At 61.4% G+C, this 21,715-nt stretch carries 22 protein-coding genes; 9 read left to right on the top strand and 13 right to left on the bottom strand.

Annotated elements, in window-relative coordinates:
• Positions 1 to 99: 99 nt before the first annotated feature.
• Positions 100 to 1,299, bottom strand: a complete 1,200-nt coding sequence (gene tyrS / locus B2Y33_RS19065) for a tyrosine--tRNA ligase (protein ID WP_027913656.1) — start codon at positions 1,297 to 1,299, stop codon at positions 100 to 102.
• 213 nt (positions 1,300 to 1,512) lie between these two features.
• On the opposite strand from tyrS, the gene B2Y33_RS19060 reads away from it, so the two are divergent.
• A complete protein-coding gene (locus B2Y33_RS19060) occupies positions 1,513 to 2,934 on the top strand; it encodes a peptidoglycan DD-metalloendopeptidase family protein (RefSeq protein ID WP_027913655.1) in 1,422 nt (473 codons plus the stop codon).
• A 4-nt stretch (positions 2,935 to 2,938) separates the two neighbouring features.
• Positions 2,939 to 4,030: an anhydro-N-acetylmuramic acid kinase gene (locus B2Y33_RS19055; protein WP_206405161.1), complete on the top strand. Its 1,092-nt coding sequence runs from the start codon at positions 2,939 to 2,941 to the stop codon at positions 4,028 to 4,030.
• A gap of 63 nt (positions 4,031 to 4,093) precedes the next feature.
• Here the strand turns inward: B2Y33_RS19055 and erpA are convergent, their stop codons facing one another.
• Together erpA and argC are read right to left on the bottom strand one after the other, a co-directional pair.
• Complete coding sequence (gene erpA, locus B2Y33_RS19050) at positions 4,094 to 4,444, bottom strand: iron-sulfur cluster insertion protein ErpA (protein ID WP_023532751.1); 351 nt, start codon at positions 4,442 to 4,444, stop codon at positions 4,094 to 4,096.
• A gap of 132 nt (positions 4,445 to 4,576) precedes the next feature.
• Positions 4,577 to 5,611: an N-acetyl-gamma-glutamyl-phosphate reductase gene (argC, locus tag B2Y33_RS19045; protein WP_028686612.1), complete on the bottom strand. Its 1,035-nt coding sequence runs from the start codon at positions 5,609 to 5,611 to the stop codon at positions 4,577 to 4,579.
• A 141-nt stretch (positions 5,612 to 5,752) separates the two neighbouring features.
• On the opposite strand from argC, the gene hemJ reads away from it, so the two are divergent.
• From hemJ to B2Y33_RS19020, 5 genes are all read left to right on the top strand, one after another.
• Complete coding sequence (hemJ, locus tag B2Y33_RS19040) at positions 5,753 to 6,178, top strand: protoporphyrinogen oxidase HemJ (protein WP_023532455.1); 426 nt, start codon at positions 5,753 to 5,755, stop codon at positions 6,176 to 6,178.
• Between the two features lie 167 nt (positions 6,179 to 6,345).
• Positions 6,346 to 7,128 carry an SDR family NAD(P)-dependent oxidoreductase gene (locus tag B2Y33_RS19035; RefSeq protein WP_027913652.1) on the top strand — a complete coding sequence of 261 codons (783 nt, stop codon included), beginning with the start codon at positions 6,346 to 6,348 and terminating at the stop codon, positions 7,126 to 7,128.
• Positions 7,129 to 7,192: 64 nt separating this feature from the next.
• Positions 7,193 to 7,531: a histidine triad nucleotide-binding protein gene (locus B2Y33_RS19030; RefSeq protein ID WP_058603062.1), complete on the top strand. Its 339-nt coding sequence runs from the start codon at positions 7,193 to 7,195 to the stop codon at positions 7,529 to 7,531.
• A 65-nt stretch (positions 7,532 to 7,596) separates the two neighbouring features.
• Positions 7,597 to 8,244 carry a 2-polyprenyl-3-methyl-6-methoxy-1,4-benzoquinone monooxygenase gene (coq7, locus tag B2Y33_RS19025; protein ID WP_027913650.1) on the top strand — a complete coding sequence of 216 codons (648 nt, stop codon included), beginning with the start codon at positions 7,597 to 7,599 and terminating at the stop codon, positions 8,242 to 8,244.
• A 9-nt stretch (positions 8,245 to 8,253) separates the two neighbouring features.
• Positions 8,254 to 9,294, top strand: a complete 1,041-nt coding sequence (locus tag B2Y33_RS19020; RefSeq protein WP_027913649.1) for a hypothetical protein — start codon at positions 8,254 to 8,256, stop codon at positions 9,292 to 9,294.
• A gap of 36 nt (positions 9,295 to 9,330) precedes the next feature.
• Here B2Y33_RS19020 and B2Y33_RS19015 read toward each other — a convergent pair whose 3' ends face one another.
• Positions 9,331 to 9,753, bottom strand: a complete 423-nt coding sequence (locus B2Y33_RS19015) for an OsmC family protein (RefSeq protein WP_206405160.1) — start codon at positions 9,751 to 9,753, stop codon at positions 9,331 to 9,333.
• A 187-nt stretch (positions 9,754 to 9,940) separates the two neighbouring features.
• On the opposite strand from B2Y33_RS19015, the gene crp reads away from it, so the two are divergent.
• Entirely contained in the window at positions 9,941 to 10,585 is a 645-nt protein-coding gene (crp, locus tag B2Y33_RS19010) for a cAMP-activated global transcriptional regulator CRP (RefSeq protein ID WP_059184129.1), read from the top strand.
• Here crp and B2Y33_RS19005 read toward each other — a convergent pair.
• From B2Y33_RS19005 to B2Y33_RS18990, 4 genes are all read right to left on the bottom strand, one after another.
• Positions 10,582 to 11,286, bottom strand: coding sequence for a lipoate--protein ligase family protein (locus B2Y33_RS19005; RefSeq protein ID WP_206405158.1), 705 nt, complete (start codon positions 11,284 to 11,286; stop codon positions 10,582 to 10,584). The two genes, crp and B2Y33_RS19005, sit on opposite strands and share 4 nt — an antisense overlap.
• A gap of 132 nt (positions 11,287 to 11,418) precedes the next feature.
• Positions 11,419 to 12,255 (bottom strand): indole-3-glycerol phosphate synthase TrpC, encoded by an 837-nt coding sequence (trpC, locus tag B2Y33_RS19000; RefSeq protein ID WP_197874345.1) that lies wholly within the window; start codon positions 12,253 to 12,255, stop codon positions 11,419 to 11,421.
• The gene (gene trpD / locus B2Y33_RS18995) at positions 12,252 to 13,301 is read right to left on the bottom strand and encodes an anthranilate phosphoribosyltransferase (protein ID WP_206405156.1); all 1,050 of its coding nucleotides are present in this window, start codon (positions 13,299 to 13,301) and stop codon (positions 12,252 to 12,254) included. The genes trpC and trpD overlap by 4 nt, the downstream gene beginning before the upstream one ends.
• A 9-nt stretch (positions 13,302 to 13,310) precedes the next feature.
• Complete coding sequence (locus B2Y33_RS18990; protein WP_027913644.1) at positions 13,311 to 13,904, bottom strand: aminodeoxychorismate/anthranilate synthase component II; 594 nt, start codon at positions 13,902 to 13,904, stop codon at positions 13,311 to 13,313.
• A gap of 368 nt (positions 13,905 to 14,272) precedes the next feature.
• On the opposite strand from B2Y33_RS18990, the gene estP reads away from it, so the two are divergent.
• Positions 14,273 to 16,153, top strand: a complete 1,881-nt coding sequence (gene estP, locus B2Y33_RS18985; RefSeq protein ID WP_206405154.1) for an esterase EstP — start codon at positions 14,273 to 14,275, stop codon at positions 16,151 to 16,153.
• Positions 16,154 to 16,398: 245 nt separating this feature from the next.
• Here the strand turns inward: estP and trpE are convergent, their stop codons facing one another.
• The 5 genes from trpE to B2Y33_RS18960 form a co-directional block, all read right to left on the bottom strand.
• Positions 16,399 to 17,880: an anthranilate synthase component I gene (gene trpE / locus B2Y33_RS18980; RefSeq protein WP_206405148.1), complete on the bottom strand. Its 1,482-nt coding sequence runs from the start codon at positions 17,878 to 17,880 to the stop codon at positions 16,399 to 16,401.
• Between the two features lie 69 nt (positions 17,881 to 17,949).
• Positions 17,950 to 18,768 carry a phosphoglycolate phosphatase gene (locus tag B2Y33_RS18975; RefSeq protein ID WP_049695351.1) on the bottom strand — a complete coding sequence of 273 codons (819 nt, stop codon included), beginning with the start codon at positions 18,766 to 18,768 and terminating at the stop codon, positions 17,950 to 17,952.
• The gene (gene rpe / locus B2Y33_RS18970; RefSeq protein WP_110607516.1) at positions 18,765 to 19,439 is read right to left on the bottom strand and encodes a ribulose-phosphate 3-epimerase; all 675 of its coding nucleotides are present in this window, start codon (positions 19,437 to 19,439) and stop codon (positions 18,765 to 18,767) included. The genes B2Y33_RS18975 and rpe overlap by 4 nt, the downstream gene beginning before the upstream one ends.
• 154 nt (positions 19,440 to 19,593) lie before the next feature.
• A complete protein-coding gene (locus B2Y33_RS18965) occupies positions 19,594 to 20,421 on the bottom strand; it encodes an ABC transporter permease (protein ID WP_023532438.1) in 828 nt (275 codons plus the stop codon).
• Positions 20,422 to 20,432: 11 nt separating this feature from the next.
• Complete coding sequence (locus tag B2Y33_RS18960) at positions 20,433 to 21,680, bottom strand: ABC transporter permease (RefSeq protein WP_028686614.1); 1,248 nt, start codon at positions 21,678 to 21,680, stop codon at positions 20,433 to 20,435.
• Between the last annotated feature and the right edge of the window lie 35 nt (positions 21,681 to 21,715).

The following is a 21,715-nucleotide window of genomic DNA, read 5'->3' as shown; positions in this document are numbered from 1 at the left end:
TTCGAAACCGCGTCAACCTTTAATTTCATATAAATCAAAAGCAAAGCGGGGGAGGCCCTTCGGCCTCCCCCGCTTATATAGAGACGCACAACGAACGTCTTACTCTGCTTTGAGCGTTACGCGCGCAAACGACTTCTTACCCGCCTGGCAGACATGGGTCGCACCCAGTGCCACTACAAACTCACGGTCAACCACGACGCCATCGACCTTCACAGCCCCACTGCCCAGCAGGTCCCGCGCCTGCGCCGAGTTCTTGACCAGCCCGGCACGGTTGAGCACTGCAGCAATCGGCAGCGCCTCGGTTGCAGTCACTTCGATTTCGGGCAGGTCTTCCGGCAACTCGCCTTCCTTCATACGATTACCGGCGCCACGATGAGCGTTGGCTGCGGCTTCTTCCCCATGGAACCGCGCCACGATCTCCTCCGCCAGCTGGATCTTGATGTCCCGAGGGTTCGCCCCATTGGCCACATCCATACGCAGCTGATCGATCTCCTCCATGGAGCGGAAGCTCAGCAGCTCGAAGTAACGCCACATCAAGGTGTCCGGAATCGACACGAGCTTGCTGTACATCACACCCGGCGCTTCCTGGATGCCGACATAATTACCCAGGGACTTGGACATCTTCTTGACGCCATCAAGCCCCTCAAGCAGGGGCATGGTCACGACGCTCTGAGCTTCCTGACCGTAGGCACGCTGCAATTCGCGCCCCATGAGCAGGTTGAACTTCTGGTCGGTACCGCCCAGCTCGACATCCGCCTTGAGCGCGACCGAGTCATAGCCCTGCACCAACGGATAGAGGAACTCATGAATGGCGATGGGTTGATTGGTGGTATAGCGCTTGTCGAAATCGTCACGCTCCAGCATACGGGCGACCGTGTACTGCGACGCCAGACGGATGAAGTCGGCGGGCGTCAGTGCATCCATCCAGGTGGAATTGAACGCGACCTCGGTCTTGGCCGGATCGAGAATCTTGAAGACCTGCTGTTTATAGGTCTCGGCATTGTCCAGCACCTGCTCACGGGTCAGTGGCGGACGCGTGGCACTCTTGCCACTGGGGTCGCCGATCATGCCGGTGAAGTCACCAATCAGGAACACCACGGTATGCCCCAATTCCTGGAACTGGCGCAGCTTGTTAATCAGTACCGTGTGACCGAGATGAAGGTCAGGTGCGGTAGGGTCGAAACCGGCCTTGATGCGCAAGGGCTGACCACGCTTGAGTTTTTCAACCAGCTCGGACTCCACCAGTACTTCTTCCGCACCGCGCTTGATAAGCGCCAGCTGCTCTTCAACCGACTTCATAGACAAACCCGCAAGGCTCAGATTCAGGGGGAGCCAACCATACAAGATCGGCCGTCAAATACAAGTTTTGCAAAGGAATGTGACCTGGGGACGTGCTCGCAGCGTCTACGCGCCCTTGCGTGAAAATGGTTTTGGTTATATTTTATACAGTTATTTCATCTTCATCATGTCATTCATCTATTCCATTTCACCTTTTTCAAAGTCTCCTTACCCATGACCAACGAACCGCCTAAAGCGCCTCCGCTTTATCCGAAAACACACCTGTTGGCCGCCAGCGGCATTGCCGCCCTGCTTAGCCTGGCATTGCTGGTATTCCCATCCAGCGACGTGGAAGCCAAAAAAACCACCCTCAACCTCGAGCTGGAAACCCCAGCCGAGCAACTGAAAGACGAATCCCGCGCCGCGCCGCTGGTGCAGGCATCCGGCGAGCAGGGCTCGCCGTTTGCGCAGATCGATGAGGCGGCCGCATCCACCCAGAAAGCGGAACAGCAAACCCCTCCGGCAGAAGCTGCCGCACAGCCCGCCAAGGACCCTGCCCACCGGGAAGTCACCGTCGCCAGCGGGGATACCTTGTCAACGCTGTTCGCCAAGGTCGGACTGCCGGCCAATGCCGTCCACGACATTCTTGCCAGCAGCAAGCAGGCCAAGCAGTTCAGCCAGCTCAAGCACGGCCAGGTCCTGCAGTTCGAATTGGACAAGCAAGGCCAGCTGGCCAGCTTGCACAGCAAGGTCGGCAACCTGGAAACCATCCGCCTGACCAAGACGGCCAAGGGCTACACCTTCAATCGTGAAATCAGCAAACCCGTGGTGCGCACTGCCTACGCCCATGGCGTCATCAAGAGCTCGCTCTCCGCATCGGCACAGCGCGCCGGGTTGTCCCACAGCCTGACCATGGACATGGCCAAGGTGCTGGGATACGACATCGACTTCGCCCAGGATATTCGCCAAGGTGACGAGTTCGACGTGGTCTATGAGCAGAAGGTGATGGACGGCAAAGTGGTCGGCACCGGCAATATCCTCTCGGCGCGCTTCACCAACCGCGGCAAAACCTACACGGCCGTGCGTTATACCAACAAGCAAGGCAACACCAGCTACTACACGGCCGATGGCAACAGCCTGCGCAAGGCCTTCATTCGCACACCCGTGGATTTTGCGCGCATCAGCTCTCGCTTCTCTGCCGGGCGCAAGCACCCGATTCTGAACAAGATCCGCGCCCACAAGGGGGTGGATTATGCAGCCCCGCGAGGCACGCCCATCAAGGCTGCGGGTGATGGCCGCATCGAGCTCGCCGGCCGGCGCGGCGGCTACGGCAATACGGTGATCATCCAGCACGGCAATCGGTACAAGACCTTGTACGGTCATATGCAGGGCTTTGCCAAGGGCATCAAGACCGGGGGTTCGGTCAAGCAGGGCCAGATCATCGGTTATATCGGGACCACGGGGCTTTCTACCGGGCCTCACCTGCACTACGAGTTCCAGGTCAACGGCGTGCACGTCGACCCGCTGAGCCAGAAAGTGCCGATGTCCGACCCGATCGCCAAGAACGAGCGCCAGCGTTTCCTGCAGCAAAGCCAGCCGCTGATCGCACGCATGGATCAGGAAAAAGCCACGCTACTTGCCATGAACAAACGGTGAGCCCATGGGCCTCTACCTAGGCGTGATGTCAGGGACCAGCCTGGATGGACTGGACATCGCCCTGATCGAGCAAGGCGAGCACGTCGAACTGCTCGCCACCCATTACCTGCCCATGCCAACGGAATTGCGGCAAGCGCTGCTTGACCTGTGCACGTCTGGGCCGGATGAAGTGGCGCGGGTCGCCCTCGCTGAAAACGCGTGGGCGACGGTGGCAGCGCAAGGCATACTCGATTTGCTCGACCACCACGCCTTGCAGCCCACCGACATTCGCGCCATCGGCAGCCATGGCCAGACCATTCGCCATGAGCCTGCCCGAGGTTTCACCGTGCAGATCGGCAATCCGGCGCTCCTGGCGGAGCTGTCAGGCATCACGGTCGTGGCTGACTTTCGTCGCCGTGACGTAGCAGCCGGCGGTCAGGGCGCGCCGCTCGTCCCAGCGTTCCACGAAACGCTGTTCGGCCATCTCGAACAGCCGTTGGCCATCCTGAACGTAGGCGGTTTCAGCAACCTCAGCCTGATTGCCAAGGACAAACCGGTCCGAGGTTTCGATTGCGGCCCGGGCAATGTCCTGATGGACGCCTGGATCGAGCGCAAGCGCGGCCAGGCATACGATGCCGACGGCGCCTGGGCGGCGTGTGGGGCTGTGCAACCTGCCCTGCTGGCCTCTCTCATGGCCGACCCATTCTTCGCCGGCAGCGGGCCCAAGAGTACAGGCCGTGAAGTCTTCAACCTGCGCTGGCTGGACAGCCACCTCGCTGCCCTGCCTGCTTATCGCGACGAAGACGTCCAGGCAACGCTGCTGGAGGTCAGTGCACAAAGCATCATCGATTCGCTGAGCACCGCACAGCAGGGCACCAGGACGCTTTTGGTGTGTGGGGGCGGCGCGCACAATGGCGCCTTGATGGCTCGCCTTGCAGCAGGCCTGCCTGACGTGAAGGTGTCCAGCACCGCTGAACAGGGAGTAGACCCTGACTGGGTCGAGGCCATGGCGTTCGCCTGGCTGGCGCATTGCTGCCTCGAAGGCATACCTGCCAACCGTCCCAGCGTTACAGCGGCCAAAGGCCTGCGTATTCTGGGCGCCATCTATCCGGCTTGAGCCATTGACCTGTCCAACGAAAAACGCCGCGCTTGAGCGCGGCGTCTTGACGAGGGCATGTCGTCAGATCGAGAACGAAGAGCCACAGCCACAGGTAGTGGCGGCATTAGGGTTCTTGATGATGAAGCGTGAGCCTTCCAGGCCTTCCTGGTAATCCACTTCGGCACCGGCCAGGTACTGGAAGCTCATCGGGTCCACGACCAGCGAAACACCCTCGCGCTCAACGATGGTGTCGTCATCGGCCACTTCTTCATCGAACGTGAAGCCATACTGGAAACCCGAGCAACCGCCACCGGTGACGAATACACGCAGTTTCAGCCGGTCATTGCCTTCTTCGGACACCAGGTTCTTCACCTTCAGCGCAGCACCGTGGGTAAATTCCAAAACCGTAGGGGTGAAGGTTTCGACGCTCATGTTGATTCTCCCGGCGCGGTGGCCGTCATAAAACTCGATGACGGCCATTATCCGCTTTCCCGAGAAAATCGGTCAACAATAGGCGACGGGCTGGTCGCGAATCAGTGCAGCCTGCCGCAAGCCTTCTTCAGCTCACGGCAACAGGCCGGCATGGCTCAGCCCCATGCGCTCATCGAGCCCGAACACGATGTTCAGGTTCTGCACGGCCTGCCCGGAAGCGCCTTTGACCAGGTTGTCGATGACCGACAGCACCACGACCAGGTCACCGCCTTGCGGACGATGAACAGCGATGCGGCAGACGTTGGCGCCGCGCACGCTACGGGTCTCGGGGTGGCTACCCGCGGGCATCACGTCCACGAAGGGCTCGTTGGCGTAGCGCTTCTCGTACAGCGCCTGAAGATCGGCCGATGTGTCGGCGACGGTCGCATACAAGGTGGCATGGATGCCGCGGATCATCGGCGTCAGGTGAGGGACGAAGGTCAGCCCAATGTCCTTGCCCGCAGCCAGACGCAGGCCCTGGCTGATTTCCGGAAGGTGACGATGCCCCTTGACCGCGTAGGCCTTCATGCTCTCACCGGCCTCGCAGAACAGCGACCCCACGGCCGCACCACGTCCGGCACCGCTGACACCGGACTTGCAGTCGGCGATCAAGCGCGACGCATCGGCCAAGCCAGCTTCCAGCAACGGCAGGAAACCCAGTTGAGTGGCGGTTGGGTAGCAACCCGGAACCGCGATCAGTCGTGCCTGGCGGATCTTGTCGCGGTTGACCTCGGGCAAACCATACACGGCACCGTCGAGCAGATCAGGCGCGCCGTGAGGCTGGCCGTACCACTTGGCCCACTCAACTGCGTCCTGCAGGCGGAAGTCGGCCGACAGGTCGATGACCTTGGTGCCCGCGGCCAGAAGCTCGCCCGCCAAGGCATGAGCGACACCATGAGGGGTGGCGAAAAACACCACGTCACACGCGCCCAGCGCCTTGCTGTCGGGCACGCTGAATGCCAGGCCGTCGTAATGGCCGCGCAGGTTCGGGTACATGTCGGCCACTGCTACACCCGCTTCTGAGCGCGACGTGATGACCGCCACCTCGGCCTGTGGGTGCTGAGCCAGCAGACGCAACAGTTCGACGCCGGTGTAACCCGTGCCGCCGACGATACCGACCTTGATCATAACGCTTGCCCCTTATCAACGAGCCGTCTGGAAAACGCACGATGATAGGGGCGTGATGCGTCTGTCACAACACTTCAGGTGTCCCTGAGGGCGCCTGGGCACTACTATCTGACGACCGTGAATACCTGAAGGAATGCCCCGATGCTCTACCTATGGATCAAAGCGCTGCACATTGTCAGCGTCGTATGCTGGTTCGCCGGCCTGTTCTACTTGCCACGGCTGTTCGTCTACCATGCCCAGAGCCAGGACAGCATCAGCCAGGACCGGTTCGTGACCATGGAGCGCAAGTTGTACCGAGGCATCATGAACCCGGCGATGATCGCCACCTACGTATTCGGTGCCTGGATGCTCTACCTCACGCCTGGGTGGCTGAGCCAGGGTTGGCTGCACGCCAAACTCACCCTGGTGCTTCTGCTGACCGGCTATCACCACGTGTGTGGCGCCCAGCGCAAACGCTTCGCTGCCGGCACCAACACCCGCAGCCATGTCTACTATCGCTGGTTCAACGAGGTACCTGTGCTGATCCTGCTGGCGGTCGTCATCCTGGTGGTGGTCAAACCGTTCTGAGGGTGTTGCCCAGCACTGGGCGGTGCAGCGCTAACGGCCGATCGGCATAAGCACCACTGACAGGCCCTGCAGCGGCTCATTCCCAGGCTTGGGCGGCCCAGCAAAACGCAGCATCCACCACTGCCAAGCTGTACACTAGATGCCCTCTTCGGCCCCAGGAGCCCTGCATGACCCGTTACGCCATGATCACCGGCGCTTCCACCGGCCTGGGCCTGGCCCTGGCGGAGGCCCTGGCACGGCGCGGGCGCAACCTGATCCTGGTCGCACGCCACCGTGAAACGCTGGAGCCAGTCGCCATCGAGCTTGCCCAGCGTTTCGGCGTCGAGGTGCTGTTGCGTGCGTGCGATCTGAGCCAACCGCTGAGGCTGTCGGGGTTCGTTCTCGAGCTCGAAGAAGGCGAGCGACGCATCGATTTGCTGGTCAACTGCGCCGGTCACCGCACCTACGGGCCATTCCTGGCCCATGAATGGGCCGACGAACAGGACCTGCTCGAAGTCAATGTGCTGGCGCTGAGCCGCTTGTGTCATGCCATCGGCAATCTGATGGCGGTACAGGGCGGCGGCCAGATCCTCAACGTTGCCGGGCTGGCCGGTGTGGCCCCTGGGCCCTGGATGGCCACCTATGCCGCCAGCAAGGCCTACGTGATGAATTTCTCCCAGGCCCTGCGCGAAGAACTCAAACCCACAGGCATCAAGGTCTCCGTGCTGTGCCCGGGACCGGTACGCTCCTCACGGCGCCGCATAGCCCGGCTCGAAGGCAAAAGCCGCTGCCTCAGCCCCGAGGAAGTGGCGCTGTACACCGTTCGCGCGCTCGCCCGCAACCGCGCCCTGATCCTGCCGGGGCGACGCAATCGCTGGCTGGCGATCGCCCCGCGGCTGCTGCCGAACTGGCTGGTGCGCAAGCTGGCAGGTGTGATTCACCGGCGTTATTGCCCAGCCGGTATGGAATAGTCGCTGGGCGAGCGGCTCCGGCCTGAGTACACTCGGCCCGGACCCTCACCATGGAGCAAGTGCTGTGGACGATTTATTCCTCAAGATCATCAACCGAGAGATCCCGGCGAAGATCATCTACGAAGATGACCAGGTTCTGGCATTTCACGACATCGCCCCCCAGGCCCCGGTGCATTTTCTGGTCATTCCGAAAAAGCACATCCGCACCCTCAACGACCTGACCGAAGAAGACAAGGGCCTGGCTGGGCACATTCTGTTCACGGCCCAGCGCCTGGCCAGGGAGCTGGGCTGCGAGGAAGGCTTTCGCGTGGTCATGAACTGCAATGAACAAGGTGGCCAGACGGTCTACCATATTCACATGCACGTGCTCGGCCAGCGCCAGATGAACTGGCCACCGGGCTGATCCACCGCAAGCGACTCGAGCGCGATTGGGTTAAACTGTCGGGCACATTCTTGCGGAGGTGCCCGATGGCTACCGAACGTCACTATTCCCCGCTCGACCGCTTGTTGCTGCAGGCCGACACCGCCATGCGCACCTTGCTGCCGTTCAGCGGCCAACCCTCTCGCCCGTCCCCGGCCATCGTCAAACCCGCCGTCGAACTCGAAGATCGGCAGGCACGCCACGTGGCAGGGCTGATGCGCATCAACCACACCGGCGAAGTCTGCGCCCAGGCGCTTTATCAAGGCCAGGCCTTGACGGCCAAGCTGCCGTCAGTGCGCAAGGCCATGGAGCGCGCTGCGGATGAGGAAATCGATCATCTGGCCTGGTGCGAACAACGGATCCGTCAACTCAACAGCCACCCCAGCGTCCTGAACCCGCTGTTCTACGGCATGTCATTCGGCATTGGCGCTTTTGCCGGGCTGGTGAGTGACAAGGTGAGCCTGGGCTTCGTGGCAGCCACCGAGCACCAGGTCTGCAAGCACCTGGATGAGCACCTGGTGCAGATCCCTGCCGAAGATGAAAAATCCCGGGCCATCCTCGAGCAGATGCGCGTCGACGAAGAACAGCACGCCGATGCGGCACTGCAAGCCGGTGGCTACCGCTTCCCTGCGCCTGTGCGTTTTGGCATGAGCCTGCTGGCCAAGGTCATGACCAAGAGCACCTATCGCATCTGAAGGCTCGCCATGACAACACGTTTCGACGCCAAGGACCTGGCGCGAGCGGTCGAGGCGGGGATTCTCCAGCCAGACCAGGAACAGGCCCTGCAAGCCTTTCTCAGCCAGCGGCATAGTGCGACGGGCAGCCTGCAGCTGGCCCATGGCGCGTTCTACTTCGGCGCACTGCTGGTCATGGGGGCCATGGGCTGGCTGCTCAATGAAGCATGGCTACGCATCGGCGACACCGCGTTGCTGGCCGTGGCCAGTGCCTACATCGGGTTGCTGACCCTGGTCGCACTCAGCCTTCAGAAGCGTAAACAACCCGTTGCGGCCGGCGTACTGGCCGCAGCCGCGGTCAGTATCGTGCCACTGGCCGTTTTCGCACTGGAGCGATTGCTCGGTTGGTGGCCGCTCGATGACGTGCAAGCCGATTACCACCAGTACTACACCCAGGTACAAGGCGGTTGGCTGGCCATGGAGGCCGCTACCGTTCTTGCAGGTGTGATGATGCTCCGCCTAGTTCCCTACCCGTTTATCGTCATGCCCATTGCCGTTGCCCTGTGGTTCATGTCGATGGACCTTACCGAGTGGGTAGTCGGCGCGCCATTCAGTTGGGAACAACGCCGGGAGGTATCCCTGTGGTTCGGATTGGCGACCTTGCTGGTGTTTCTGCTGGTCGATGGCAGAACACGGCATGATTATGCCCACTGGGGCTATCTTGCCGGTCTGGCGGCCTTCTGGGGTGGGCTGACCATGCTCGACAGCGGCAGTGAATGGGGAAAAGCCACCTACTGCCTGATAAACCTTGTGCTCATGGGGGTGGCAGTGCTGCTGCGAAGGCCCGTTTTCATGGTGTTCGGCGCACTTGGCGTTGCCGCCTACCTGGGGTACCTGGCGTATGACGTATTTGCCGAATCATTGCTGTTCCCGGTGTTGGTCAGCTTGATCGGCCTGGGCGTCATAGGGCTGGGCCTGCTTTACCAGAAACACCGGGAGCCGTTGAGCCAGTCGGTCAGAAGCGCACTGCCAGGCTGGCTATACGCAACGCTGCCAGCACTGCGCCATTGACGGTCGCCGGTACGCCACGCAGCTCGCGCCCTTTGCTCAACCCAGTTCCACGATCTCGTAGCCATGGGTGATCTCGACCCCGGCACGCTCGAGCATGATCGACGCTGAACAGTATTTTTCGGCCGAAAGCTCGACGGCACGCTTGACCTGCGCCTCTTTCAATCCCCGGCCCTTTACCACGAAATTCATGTGGATCTTGGTGAATATCTTCGGGTCTTCACCTGCGCGCTCGGCCTCAAGAAACGCTTCGCAGCTCTCCACCGCTTGGCGCGATTTCTTCAGGATGCTGACCACATCGAAACTGCTGCATCCACCCAGGCCCAGCAACAGCATCTCCATCGGCCTGACGCCCAGGTTTCGGCCGCCGGCTTCGGGTGGGCCATCCATCACCACGACGTGACCGCTGCCGGATTCGCCAAGGAACATTGCCTCACCGGCCCACTGGATACGTGCCTTCATCACTCGAACTCCTGATTTCGCAAAAAGGGTGTCAGCTTAGTCGTTGTGCCGCTGTGGGAAAAGCATGTAAGGACTCGCTTTAATGCCGAAACATTTTGTAGTGTCTGATAAGCTGGCGCCAATCGAATGGCGTTTTTCCAGCCAGCTGCCATGGATGCCCATGGACTGCACAGAACAGGATTTCGCGATGGTAGCCTCTGCCCTACCCCCAAAGATCAAGAACATCGACAAATTGCTGGTGCACTGTCAACGCCGGCGCTACAGCGCCAAGAGCAACATCATCAGTGCAGGTGAACGCGCGCAGACGTTGTCGTTCATCATCAAGGGGTCGGTCACCATCCTCATCGAAGACGAAAATGGCCATGAGATGATCATCGCCTACCTCAACAGCGGTGACTTCTTCGGTGAGCTAGGGCTGTTCGAACCGGTTGAGGCGCAGCAGCATCGCAGCGCGTGGGTTCGGGCCAAGACCGAGTGCGAAGTGGCCGAAATCAGCTACGACAAGTTCCGCGAACTGGTACGACATGAGCCAGACATGCTCTACGCCGTCAGTAGCCAGATGGCCCAGCGCCTGCGCGACACTACCCGCAAAGTCGGTGACCTGGCTTTCTTCGATGTAACCGGCCGAGTTGCCCGGTGCTTGCTCGACTTGTGCAAGCAGCCCGACGCCATGACCCATCCAGACGGCATGCAGATCAAGATCACCCGCCAGGAAATCGGGCGAATCGTCGGTTGTTCACGGGAGATGGTCGGCCGCGTCCTGAAGGACCTGGAAGAACGCAGCCTGGTCCAGGTCAATGGCAAGACCATGGTGGTACACGGCACCCGCTAGCTGATGGGCACCTCAGCCAGCACCTGCGCGTACGCTTGCGACAGCTGTGCAAACCACGGCGCCGCCGGTACTACCTCATGCAGGGCGATGTGGGCATCGGGGCGGCATCGCTGTTCAAGGTTGCAGCACGTATTGAAGTGGTTGACGGCGGCTACCATCGCCTCGCGATCGTTGTCCAACAGCAATGCGCCATGCACCAGCACCACCGGGCCTTTGCCTGCGACGCTCTGGCGCCAGCGCTGAGCGGTCCCTACCAACTTGCGGCCATTGAGGTTGACGTTGTAGCGGCCATCGCAGAATGCGCCCTCGATCTCGCCAACCGAGGCGACCCCCCCCCACGCCTGCAGCACCTCGCACAGCGGCAGGCACAAGCGCTGATAGGCTTTTTCGATACGCCCCTGATCGCCCTCACTGCGCGGGGCCGCATAGACCAGGGCAATATTTACCGTCGAATGGGACTGCGGTACAGGCTCGCCGCCGGTCTCGCGCAGCAGCACTGGCCATCCAGTGCCAGCCAGTTGCGAACTCGCCGCTTCAAAGTGCTCCAGCCGGCTCATCCTGCGAGGCATCACCAGCGCCTGATCAATGGGGCGCCAGAACAACACACCGTTATCGCGCTCGCCCCGGCAAACGGCGGCCAGCAGGTCCTGTTCAGTAGACAGCCCTTGCTCGACGGTAAGGGCCAGAGGCTGGTCAGTCATTGCTTCACCTTCAATTGAGTTACGCAGGCTGCGGCCATCATCGTAAGCGTCACAGCCTCTGCACGACTGGCATTGGGGCGCCCATGAGCCAAATGGCAGCCATGAAAAAGCCGGCAACATGGCCGGCTTGGTTCATTCAGTCCAGTTGCTGGATGGTCTTTTCACTTGATCAGGGAAGAACAAGCGCTGGAGCTCGATCCCCGGGTTCTCAGCCCGCATGAACGCTTCACCCACCAGGAATGAATAGACGCGGTTGATTTTCATCAGCTGCACATCGGCCTGATTGAGAATGCCGCTTTCGGTAATGGCGAGCCGATCCGCGGGGATGCGTGGCAGCAGGTCCAGCGTGGCCTCCAGGTTCACTTCGAAAGTGTGAAGGTTACGGTTGTTGACCCCCACCAACGGCGTGTCCAGCGTCTTGAGCGCGCGCTCCAGTTCATCACCATCGTGCACTTCCACCAGCACATCGAGCCCGACCGACTTGGCCGTGGCCGCCAGCTCGGCCATTTTCACATCGTCGAGCGCCGACACGATCAGCAGCACGCAATCTGCACCCAAGGCACGGGCTTCGACGATCTGATACGGGTCGACCATGAAGTCCTTGCGGATAACCGGCAGTGATACGGCTGCTCGCGCCTGCTGGAGGTAGTCGTCCGCCCCCTGAAAATAATCGACGTCCGTTAACACCGACAGGCAGGTTGCGCCGCCCTTCTCGTAGCTGACGGCAATGTCTGCAGGGACGAAATGCTCCCGGATCACACCTTTGCTAGGAGAGGCCTTCTTGATTTCAGCGATCACCGCTGGCTGCTTGCGCTCAGCCTGGCGCAGCATGGCGTTGGCAAAACCACGGGGCGCGTCGGCTGCCTTGGCCAACTGCTCAAGTTCGGCAAGGCTTACGCGGGCACTGCGTTCAGCCACTTCTTCGAACTTGCGGGCGATGATCTTTTCCAGCACCGTTGGCACGCTCATGCTTCGTTCTCCACCTTGAATACGGCTGTAAACGCACCCAGCTCTTGCAGTTTTTCCCAGGCCAACCCGGTGTGCAGCACGTCGTGGGCAAGTTCAACGCCGGCCTTCAGGCTCATGGCGTGATCTGCGGCGTAAAGGGCTGCACCGGCATTGAGCACGATCATCTCGGCGGCCTTCTGGCCGTTCTCGGTCTTGCGTCGACCCAGCGCATCACGAATCAGCGCCAGAGACGCCTGCGAGTCCTCGACCGCCAGGCCATGAAGGCTCTGGCTCTTCATGCCCAAGTCTTCCGGTTCAACCCAGTACTCGGAAATCTCGCCATTTTTCAATTCAGCCACGAAGGTGGGCGCAGCCAGGCTGAACTCGTCCAGCCCATCCTTGGAATGCACCACCAGCACATGCTTGCTGCCCATGCGGTGCAGCACCTCGGCCAGAGGACGGCAGAGCGCCTGGGTGAAGACGCCAACCACCTGATGCCTCACACCTGCCGGATTCGTAAGCGGGCCAAGCATGTTGAACAAGGTCCTGAGCCCCAGATCGCGACGCGGCCCAGCGGCATGTTTCATGGCGCTGTGGTGACTCTGGGCGAACATGAAGCCGATACCCAGGCTGTCGATGCAGCGGGCCACTTGAACGGGTGTCAGGTTCAGGTAGATGCCAGCAGCTTCCAGCAGGTCTGCGCTGCCACTTTTGCCGGACACCGCCCGGTTGCCATGCTTGGCGACGGTGCAGCCGGCAGCGGCCAGGACGAAAGCCGATGCCGTAGACACGTTGAAGATATTGGCGCCATCGCCGCCGGTACCCACAATGTCGACCACCCCATCCAGGGTTTTGAGTTCGACCTTGTCAGCCAACTCCCGCATGACCGACACCGCGCCAACGATTTCGTCGATGCTTTCACTTTTCATGCGCATGCCCATCAGAAATGCGCCAATCTGCGCATCACTGCATTGGCCGGTCATGATCTGGCGCATCACACCGCGCATTTCCTCGGTGGAAAGGTCCAGATGGCCGACGATGCGACCCAGCGCGCTCTTGATATCCATATTCGTTCCTTAGCGGTGGCCGCCGGTCTGCTGGAGGAAATTGGCGAACAGTTCATGGCCCTGCTCGGTGAGTATCGACTCGGGGTGAAATTGCACGCCCTCGATATTCAACGTCTTGTGCCGTACCCCCATGATCTCGTCGACCGAGCCATCTTCGTGTGCGGTCCAGGCCGTCACTTCCAGGCACTCAGGCAGCGTCTCACGCTTGATCACAAGCGAATGATAGCGGGTCACGGTCACGGGGTTGTTCAGGCCGCTGAATACGCCAAGGTCGCGATGGTGGACCGGGCTCGTCTTACCGTGCATCACCTGGCGTGCCCGCACGACATCGCCACCGAACGCCTGGCCAATGGACTGATGCCCAAGGCACACGCCCAGAATCGGCAATTTACCGGCGAAATGAAGAATGGCTTCGATGGACACACCGGCTTCGCTCGGCGTACAGGGCCCAGGCGAGACGACGATGCGCTCCGGCGCCAGGGCTTCGATCTGGGCGATGGTCATTTCGTCATTGCGAATGACCCGTACATCAGCCCCTAACTCGCCCAGGTACTGGACGACGTTGTAAGTGAATGAGTCGTAATTGTCGATCATCAGTAACATCGAATGAAACCTCTTGAACCTACTGACTTCATGATTCGAACCTTCCTGCACCTGTCGCAGGCGCAACTTAGCCGCTAATGACGTTGAGACAGGAAGGCAAACAAGGGCGGGCCGGACGAACCGGCAGAGGATAAAGTCAGGCGCGCCAACGCCAACGGGCGTGGGCCTTGATAACGCGCATCAAGAGTTTGCTGACGATCAACACAGGGTAGGTCTCGCTCATACGTCTCGGCACAGTAGCCTACCGGGGCGACGGGCGCAATATGCCCGTAAACACTGGGAAACGAATGGCATCAGGTGCGATGCACGCCGTTTTGCTAAGGTCGATGAGGTTGTCCTGATAAAAACAAAGAAAAGGATGTTTATCGATGCTCAACGTACCGTTATTGCGCGTCACCGCCGCCTCCCTGGCATTGGCCTGCGGCCAGGCATTCGCATCCCCTGACCCATACGCTTCATTGATCGTGTTCGGTGACAGCCTGAGCGACGCCGGCCAGTTCGCAGGCCTTCGCTTCACCAACCGCAACGCCGATGGCAGCTATGCACCGGTGTCGCCGATGATCCTGGGCGCTCGCCTGGGCTTGGACGCCAATGCGCTTGGGCCTTCCACATCGCCAGTCAATGCGGCGCTGGGCCTGCCCGATGGTAACAACTGGGCGGTTGGGGGCTATACCACTCGGCAGATCCTGGACTCCATCACCACCACCTCCAGCACGGTCATCCCACCCGGGCGCCCGGGCGCAGGCTTGGTGCTTCGGGAAAAGCCTGGCTATCTGGCCACCGGCCTTCGCGCCGATCCCAATGCACTGTATTACGTGACAGGCGGCGGCAACGACTTTCTGCAGGGCCTGGTCAACAGCCCAGCCGACACCGTGGCTGCCGGCGCACGCCTGGCCGCCAGTGCTCAGGCCCTGCAACAGGGTGGTGCCCGCTACATCATGGTCTGGCTGTTGCCCGATCTTGGCCAGACGCCCAACTTCAGCGGTACGCCACAGCAAAATCCTCTGTCATTGCTGTCCGGTGCCTTCAACCAGGCACTGCTCAGTCAGCTCAGGCAAATCGACGCTCAGGTCATCCCCTTGAATGTTCCGCTATTGCTGAGCGAGGCCCTCGCCAATCCCGCTCAGTTCGGACTGGCCAGCGACCAGAACCTGGTCGGTACGTGCTACAGCGGCGAAAGCTGCGTCGGCAACCCGGTGTACGGCGCCAATGGCAGCACGCCAGACCCTACGAAGTTATTGTTCAACGACGCCGTGCACCCGACCATTGCTGGCCAGCAACTGATCGCCGATTACGCCTACTCCGTTCTGGCCGCCCCTTGGGAGCTCACCCTGCTGCCCGAAATGGCCCACGCCAGCGTTAGAGCTCATCAGGATGAACTGCGCAACCAATGGCAGGCCCCGTGGCAAGCTGTTGGTCAATGGCAGCCTTTCATCGCCGCTGGTGCGCAAGACCTGGACTTCGGCGGGCAACGCAGAGCCGCCAGTGGTGACGGCCACGGTTACAACCTGACCGTCGGCGGTAGCTACCGGGTTGACGGTGCCTGGCGGCTGGGGCTGGCTGGCGGCGTGTACCGGCAGAAGCTGGAAGTGGGCAGCCATGATTCGGACTACACACTCGACAGCTACCTGGCCAGTGCCTTCGCGCAGTACCGTCAGAACCGCTGGTGGGCAGATGCGGCATTGACCGTCGGGCACCTGGATTATGACGATCTGAAACGCACCTTCGCGCTGGGGGTGAGCGAGCGTAGTGAAAAAGGCGATACCCAGGGCGAGACATGGGCCGTGTCTGGCCGACTGGGCTATAACCTGGCGCCGGACAGTGCCCGCTGGCAGCTGGCGCCATTCCTGAGCGCCGACTATGCCAGGGTCAAGGTCGATGGCTATGACGAAAGAAGTGATCGTGCGACCGCGCTGGGGTTCGATGACCAGGAGCGCACGTCACGACGGCTGGGCCTGGGCCTGCTGGGTAGCGTGCAGGTATTGCCTGCTACCCGTGTATTTGGCGAGGTGGCCCGTGAGCACGAGTTCGAGCATGACGAGCAGGACGTACGCCTGAAATTCACCGCTCTGCCGGACAATGATTTCACGCTCGACGGCTATACCCCCCATAGCAACCTGACCCGAGCCAGCGTTGGGGTCAGTCATGAAGTGGTGGCAGGCGTGAATGTGCGTGCCGGGTACAACTGGCGCAAGAGCGATGAGCTCAAGCAACAAGGCGTGAGCCTCGGCATTAGCGTGGACTTCTAGCAGAGGACCAGCCCTGATCAACACTTGACGCTTATCGAAATCCTGAGGCTGCTGTGGCGCCTGTCGAGGCCACTCATGGACCGTTCTGTAGAAGCGGTCTTGTCGGGGCGACTGACCGGCCGCGACGGGCTGCGCAGCAGACCCAGCATGTCAGCTTCGCAGCACAACTTGTCGGGGCCGGTCCGGCGCCCCGACAAGGCCGCGCCTACAAGGGCATGGGCTGCGATATCTCAAGCGACTGCCACCTACCGCGAAGTGGTCTGTTCGGCCAATGCCACCGCGCGGAACATGGCCCGACGCTTGTTGATGGTTTCTTCCCACTCCAGCGCTGGCACCGAGTCGGCGACAATGCCACCGCCGGCCTGTACGTGCAGCTCTCCATCCTTGATCACAGCGGTACGGATGGCGATTGCCGTGTCCATGTTGCCGTTCCAGGCGAAATACCCCACTGCACCGCCATAAACCCCGCGTTTGACCGGCTCCAGCTCATCGATGATCTCCATCGCACGGATCTTGGGCGCGCCGGACAGCGTACCGGCAGGCAAAATGGCACGCAGTGCGTCCATCGCCGTCAACCCTTCGCGCAACTGGCCGGTGACGTTGGAAACGATGTGCATGACGTTGGAATAACGCTCGATCACCATCTTCTCGGTCAGGCGCACGCTGCCTGTCGACGATACGCGGCCGACATCGTTGCGCCCCAGGTCGATGAGCATCAGGTGCTCTGCAATTTCCTTGTCATCCGACAGCAAGTCGTCTTCCAGCGCACGGTCGGCCTCCTCCGTTGCTCCGCGTGGGCGAGTACCGGCAATGGGGCGCACCGTGACCAGGTTGTCCTCGACCCGCACCAGCACTTCAGGGGAGCTGCCGACGACGTGAAAGTCCCCAAAGTTGAAGAAATACATGTACGGCGTCGGGTTGAAGCAACGCAAGGCGCGATAAAGGTCGATGGGTGCTGCCTTGAAGTCGATGGACATGCGCTGCGACGGCACCACCTGCATGCAATCCCCAGCCAGGATGTATTCCTTGATACGGCCGACGGCATGCTCATAGTCATCGCGCGTATAGCTCGACCGGAATGCAGGCTCGGCGGCCTGAGGCCCGCTCAGGTCCAGCCCGCGGCGTGGCGTAATGGGCTGGCGAAGCGTTTCGAGCAGGCTTTGCAGGCGCGCCTGGCCCTGCTCGTAAGCGTGTTCCTGAGCAGGGTCCACCAGCACGATGGCGTGCATCTTGCCAGCCAGGTTGTCGAACACCACCACGGCATCCGAGACCATCAGGAGGATGTCCGGCACCCCTAGCGGGTCCGGATTGGGACTCGCGCCCAGACGCTTCTCCACGTAGCGCACGCAGTCATAACCGAAATAGCCGACCAGTCCACCGTTGAAGCGCGGCAGCCCGGGAACGTCGGCCACGTTGTAGCGCTGCTTGAAGGTTTCGACGAACGCCATGGGGTCCTCGACGTCATGGCTTTCGACCTCGACACCATCCTGCAGGATGGTCACGTGGTAGCCATGGACGCGCAGCACGGTCCGCGACGGCAAACCAATCATCGAATACCGCCCCCATTTCTCGCCGCCCTGCACCGACTCGAGCAGGTAGGAGTTGGGCTGGTCAGCCAGTTTCAGGTAAATCGACAGGGGCGTATCGAAGTCGGCCAGGGTCTCGCAGGCCAGGGGGATGCGGTTATAGCCGGCAGCGGCCAGGCGCAGGAATTCTTCGCGGATCATGAGTAGCCTCGTGGCAAACAGCGTTGGTTCGGGCAAACGGATGGGCCGGCATGCGCCGGCAGGCAGGCGTCAGGCGCGCCAACGCCATCGGGCCAGGGCCTTGATGACTTTCATCCAGAATTTGCCGGTAACCGCCACGTTGGACCCTTTTTGGTCTGAGGCTTGAAGGTCCGCCAACGTTATCCCAGTGGCAGGGTCTACGCAACCGGGCAACAAAGCCCGCAGGTCATCGATCACGAGGCTGGGCGACTCTTCTTCGATAGGCCGCCCATGATTGTAGCCATAGGTCAGCCCAACGCATTGCACGCCAGCTGCCTTGGCTGCCAGCACATCGCTACGCGAATCGCCGACGAACAACGCTTGCTGCGGCGTCACGCCGGCCATCTGCATCACGAACAGCAACGCTGCTGGGTCCGGTTTCTTCTGCGCCAGGGTGTCTCCGCCGATGATCCAGCGGAAATAGCTGCCCAGCTTCATCTGGTCCAGCAAAGGCCCCACGAAGCGCTCCGGCTTATTGGTGATCAAGGCCATTTCCACGCCCCGCTTGCGCAGCCAGCGCAAGGTGTCCTGCACACCTGGGTACACGACCGTCAGGTCGTGGCTTTCGGCGTAGGCGTCCATGAACAGCGCCAAGGCCTGCTCGGCCAGGGCATCGTCCACTCCAGCGTGGTCGATGTCACCCGCCAGCGCACGACGTACCAGCACCTGCGCGCCATTGCCTACCCAGTGGCGCACGGCATCGAGGCCCGCGGCGGGTCGGCCGAGTTCGAGCAGCATGCGGTCCACCGCTGCGGCCAGGTCCGGGACGGAGTCGACCAAGGTGCCATCCAGGTCGAACATCACCAGCCTGGGCAGCGCTCCTGGGAACAGCTGCTCGAAGCCGCTCATGGGCGGGCCTGTGCCAGTTCGCTGCGCATCTGGGCAATGACCTGCTGGTAGTCAGGGGCGTTGAAGATCGCCGACCCGGCCACGAACGTATCGGCACCGGCGGCGGCGATCTCGCGGATGTTGTTCACGTTGACGCCACCGTCGATTTCCAGACGAATGTCGCGGCCGCTGGCGTCGATCAGCGCGCGCGCTTCACGTAGCTTGTCGAGCGTGCCCGGAATGAACTTCTGACCACCGAAGCCTGGGTTGACGCTCATCAGCAGCACCATGTCGACCTTGTCCATCACGTATTTCAGGACGTCCAGACTGGTGGCCGGGTTGAACACCAGGCCGGCCTTGCAGCCGCCGTCCTTGATCAGTTGCAACGAACGGTCGATGTGCTGGGTCGCTTCGGGATGGAAGGTGATGTAGGTGGCGCCGGCCTCGATGAAGTCGCCGATGATGCGGTCAACAGGGCTGACCATCAGGTGCACGTCGATCGGTGCGGTCACGCCGTACTTGCGCAGTGCGGCGCAGACCATGGGACCAATGGTCAGGTTGGGTACGTAGTGGTTGTCCATCACGTCGAAGTGGACGATATCGGCGCCTGCGGCCAGGACATTATCGACTTCCTCGCCCAGACGGGCGAAGTCGGCGGAAAGAATGGAGGGAGCAATAGCGTAGGGCTGCATGGCGCACCTGTTGGGCAGAATCACGGTGGGGCGCATTGTAACTCAGGCAACGGGGTGAAGGCTGATTGGTATCAACGCGTGGCGAGCAGCGGTTGCAACAGGCGCTGGCTTGTCTGCCGCCACAAGGGCTGACAAGCCAGCGCAGACAGCGCTGTCAGGCCGGTTGCTGGGTCCGCAGCTTCTCGCTGCGCCCCCGCAGCCATTCCAGGGTCAGCAGCAGCACCACCGAAAAACCGATCAGCAGGGTTGCCGCAGCCGCGATGGTCGGGCTCAGGTTCTCGCGAATGCCACTGAACATCTGCCGTGGCAGGGTCGCCTGCTCTGGCCCGGCCAGGAACAAGGTCACCACCACCTCGTCGAAGGATGTGGCGAAGGCAAACAAGGCCCCGGAAATCACCCCTGGTGCGATCAGCGGCAAGGTCACCCTGCGAAACGCCAGCAGCGGCGAAGCACCCAGGCTGGCAGCCGCGCGCACCAGGTTGTAGTTGAAGCCTTGCAGCGTCGCCGACACGGTGATAATGACAAACGGGACACCCAACACCGCGTGCACCAGAATCAACGAGGTGAAACTGTTGCCAAGGCCCAGAGGCGCGAAGAACAGGTAGCTGGCCACGCCAATGATCACCACCGGCACCACCATCGGTGATATCACCAGGGCCATTACCAGGGACTTGCCGGGGAAGTCACCGCGGGTCAGCCCGATGGCCGCCAGCGTTCCGAAGACCATGGCCAGCACGGTCGCCGCCGGAGCTACGATGATGCTGTTCTTCAAGGCCCGCATCCACTCGGCCGAGCCGAAGAAGTCCTGGTACCACTGCAGCGAGAAGCCTTGCAGTGGGTAGACCAGGAAGCTGCCGCTGTTGAACGACAGGGGCACGATCACCAGCACCGGCAAGATCAGAAACAGCAATATCAGGCCGCAGAGAATGCGCAGGCTGTAGAACCAGACCCGCTCGATGGGCGACATGTAAGGGCTCAGCATGACAAGGCTCCTCAGCTCAGACGCAGGCGGCTGGCGCCGACCAGCCAGCTATAGATCAGGTACAGCAGCACGGTGGCCAGCAGCAGTAGACCGCCCAGCGCGGTGGCCATGCCCCAGTTGATGCTGGTGTTGGTGTAGAACGCCACGAAATAACTGACCATCTGGTCGTTCGGGCTGCCAAGCAGCGCCGGGGTGATGTAGTAGCCGATGGCCAGAATGAACACCAGCAAGCACCCTGCCCCTACCCCGGCATAGGTCTGCGGGAAGTACACCCGCCAGAAGCTCGCGAAGGGATGGCAGCCCAGCGAGATGGCCGCGCGCATGTAGCTCGGGGAGATGCCTTTCATCACGCTGTACAACGGCAGGATCATGAACGGCAGCAGGATGTGCACCATCGAGATGTACACGCCGGTACGGTTGAAGACCAGCTCCAGCGGCTGATCGATGATGCCCATGGCCATCAGCGCGCTGTTGATCAGCCCGCCTGACTGCAGCAGCACGATCCAGGCTGCCACCCGTACCAGAATCGAGGTCCAGAACGGCAGCAAAACCAGGATCATCAACAGGTTGCTCTGGCGTGTCGGCAGGTTGGCCAGCAGGTAAGCCAGCGGATAGGCCAGCACCAGGCAGATGGCGGTGATCACCACGCCCATCCACAGGGTGCGGGTGAAAATGTCCAGGTAGATAGCCTGGTCCGGCGTGGCCTTGGCCAACTCGCCCAGGTCGTCGATGCGGTGGTCCAGCGACGCCAGCAGGTAGAAGGGTGTCAGGGTACTGGTATTGCGGCGAATCGCCTGCCAATAGGCGGGGTCGCCCCAGCGCTCGTCCAGCGCCTGCAAGCCGTCCTTGTAGGAGGCAGGCTCGGTCTTGAAGGGCAGCGCCCGCGCGGTCTTGGCCAACAGGCTGCGGTAGCCGGCCAGCTCCATGTTCAAGCGCTTGGACAGGTCACCCAGGGTCTGGTTCTTGCGCGATTCGGCCAAGTCCTGGCTCAACGCCCTGTAGACGTCCTCGCCAGGCAAGCCCTTGCCATCCCACTGAGTGATGATATCGACCGTGCGCGGCAAGCCGGCGACCACTTCCGGGTTACCGACGCTCTTGTACAACAAGGCTGCGATCGGCACCAGAAACACCAGCAGCAAAAACAGCGCCAGGGGCGCGATCAGCGCCTGGGCCTTCCAGCGGTTGACCCGCTCGGCGTGTTTAAGGCGCTGTTTGAGATTGGGACCGGCGCCTTCGTTGAGGGGCACTGCAATGGCCATGGCGAACTCCACGATACACACTGAAAGAGGGGCCG

Origin of the sequence: Pseudomonas sp. UBA5666, assembly GCF_002420785.1 — a bacterium.
Lineage (GTDB): Bacteria > Pseudomonadota > Gammaproteobacteria > Pseudomonadales > Pseudomonadaceae > Aquipseudomonas > Aquipseudomonas fulva.
This window is presented reverse-complemented; position numbering and strand designations above follow the sequence as displayed.

Excerpts from the sequence above, each read along its gene's own strand:
- rpe (WP_110607516.1), bottom strand. The coding sequence starts at position 19,439 with ATGCAGCCCTACGCTATTGCTCCCTCCATTCTTTCCGCCGACTTCGCC.
- B2Y33_RS19015 (WP_206405160.1), bottom strand. The coding sequence starts at position 9,753 with ATGAAGGCACGTATCCAGTGGGCCGGTGAGGCAATGTTCCTTGGCGAA.
- coq7 (WP_027913650.1), top strand. The coding sequence starts at position 7,597 with ATGGCTACCGAACGTCACTATTCCCCGCTCGACCGCTTGTTGCTGCAG.
- B2Y33_RS19035 (WP_027913652.1), top strand. The coding sequence starts at position 6,346 with ATGACCCGTTACGCCATGATCACCGGCGCTTCCACCGGCCTGGGCCTG.
- B2Y33_RS19060 (WP_027913655.1), top strand. The coding sequence starts at position 1,513 with ATGACCAACGAACCGCCTAAAGCGCCTCCGCTTTATCCGAAAACACAC.
- crp (WP_059184129.1), top strand. The coding sequence starts at position 9,941 with ATGGTAGCCTCTGCCCTACCCCCAAAGATCAAGAACATCGACAAATTG.
- hemJ (WP_023532455.1), top strand. The coding sequence starts at position 5,753 with ATGCTCTACCTATGGATCAAAGCGCTGCACATTGTCAGCGTCGTATGC.
- argC (WP_028686612.1), bottom strand. The coding sequence starts at position 5,611 with ATGATCAAGGTCGGTATCGTCGGCGGCACGGGTTACACCGGCGTCGAA.
- trpE (WP_206405148.1), bottom strand. The coding sequence starts at position 17,880 with ATGATCCGCGAAGAATTCCTGCGCCTGGCCGCTGCCGGCTATAACCGC.
- B2Y33_RS19005 (WP_206405158.1), bottom strand. The coding sequence starts at position 11,286 with ATGACTGACCAGCCTCTGGCCCTTACCGTCGAGCAAGGGCTGTCTACT.
- B2Y33_RS18975 (WP_049695351.1), bottom strand. The coding sequence starts at position 18,768 with ATGAGCGGCTTCGAGCAGCTGTTCCCAGGAGCGCTGCCCAGGCTGGTG.
- B2Y33_RS18990 (WP_027913644.1), bottom strand. The coding sequence starts at position 13,904 with ATGTTACTGATGATCGACAATTACGACTCATTCACTTACAACGTCGTC.
- B2Y33_RS18965 (WP_023532438.1), bottom strand. The coding sequence starts at position 20,421 with ATGCTGAGCCCTTACATGTCGCCCATCGAGCGGGTCTGGTTCTACAGC.
- trpC (WP_197874345.1), bottom strand. The coding sequence starts at position 12,255 with ATGAGCGTGCCAACGGTGCTGGAAAAGATCATCGCCCGCAAGTTCGAA.
- erpA (WP_023532751.1), bottom strand. The coding sequence starts at position 4,444 with ATGAGCGTCGAAACCTTCACCCCTACGGTTTTGGAATTTACCCACGGT.
- estP (WP_206405154.1), top strand. The coding sequence starts at position 14,273 with ATGCTCAACGTACCGTTATTGCGCGTCACCGCCGCCTCCCTGGCATTG.
- tyrS (WP_027913656.1), bottom strand. The coding sequence starts at position 1,299 with ATGAAGTCGGTTGAAGAGCAGCTGGCGCTTATCAAGCGCGGTGCGGAA.
- B2Y33_RS18960 (WP_028686614.1), bottom strand. The coding sequence starts at position 21,680 with ATGGCCATTGCAGTGCCCCTCAACGAAGGCGCCGGTCCCAATCTCAAA.
- trpD (WP_206405156.1), bottom strand. The coding sequence starts at position 13,301 with ATGGATATCAAGAGCGCGCTGGGTCGCATCGTCGGCCATCTGGACCTT.
- B2Y33_RS19020 (WP_027913649.1), top strand. The coding sequence starts at position 8,254 with ATGACAACACGTTTCGACGCCAAGGACCTGGCGCGAGCGGTCGAGGCG.
- B2Y33_RS19055 (WP_206405161.1), top strand. The coding sequence starts at position 2,939 with ATGGGCCTCTACCTAGGCGTGATGTCAGGGACCAGCCTGGATGGACTG.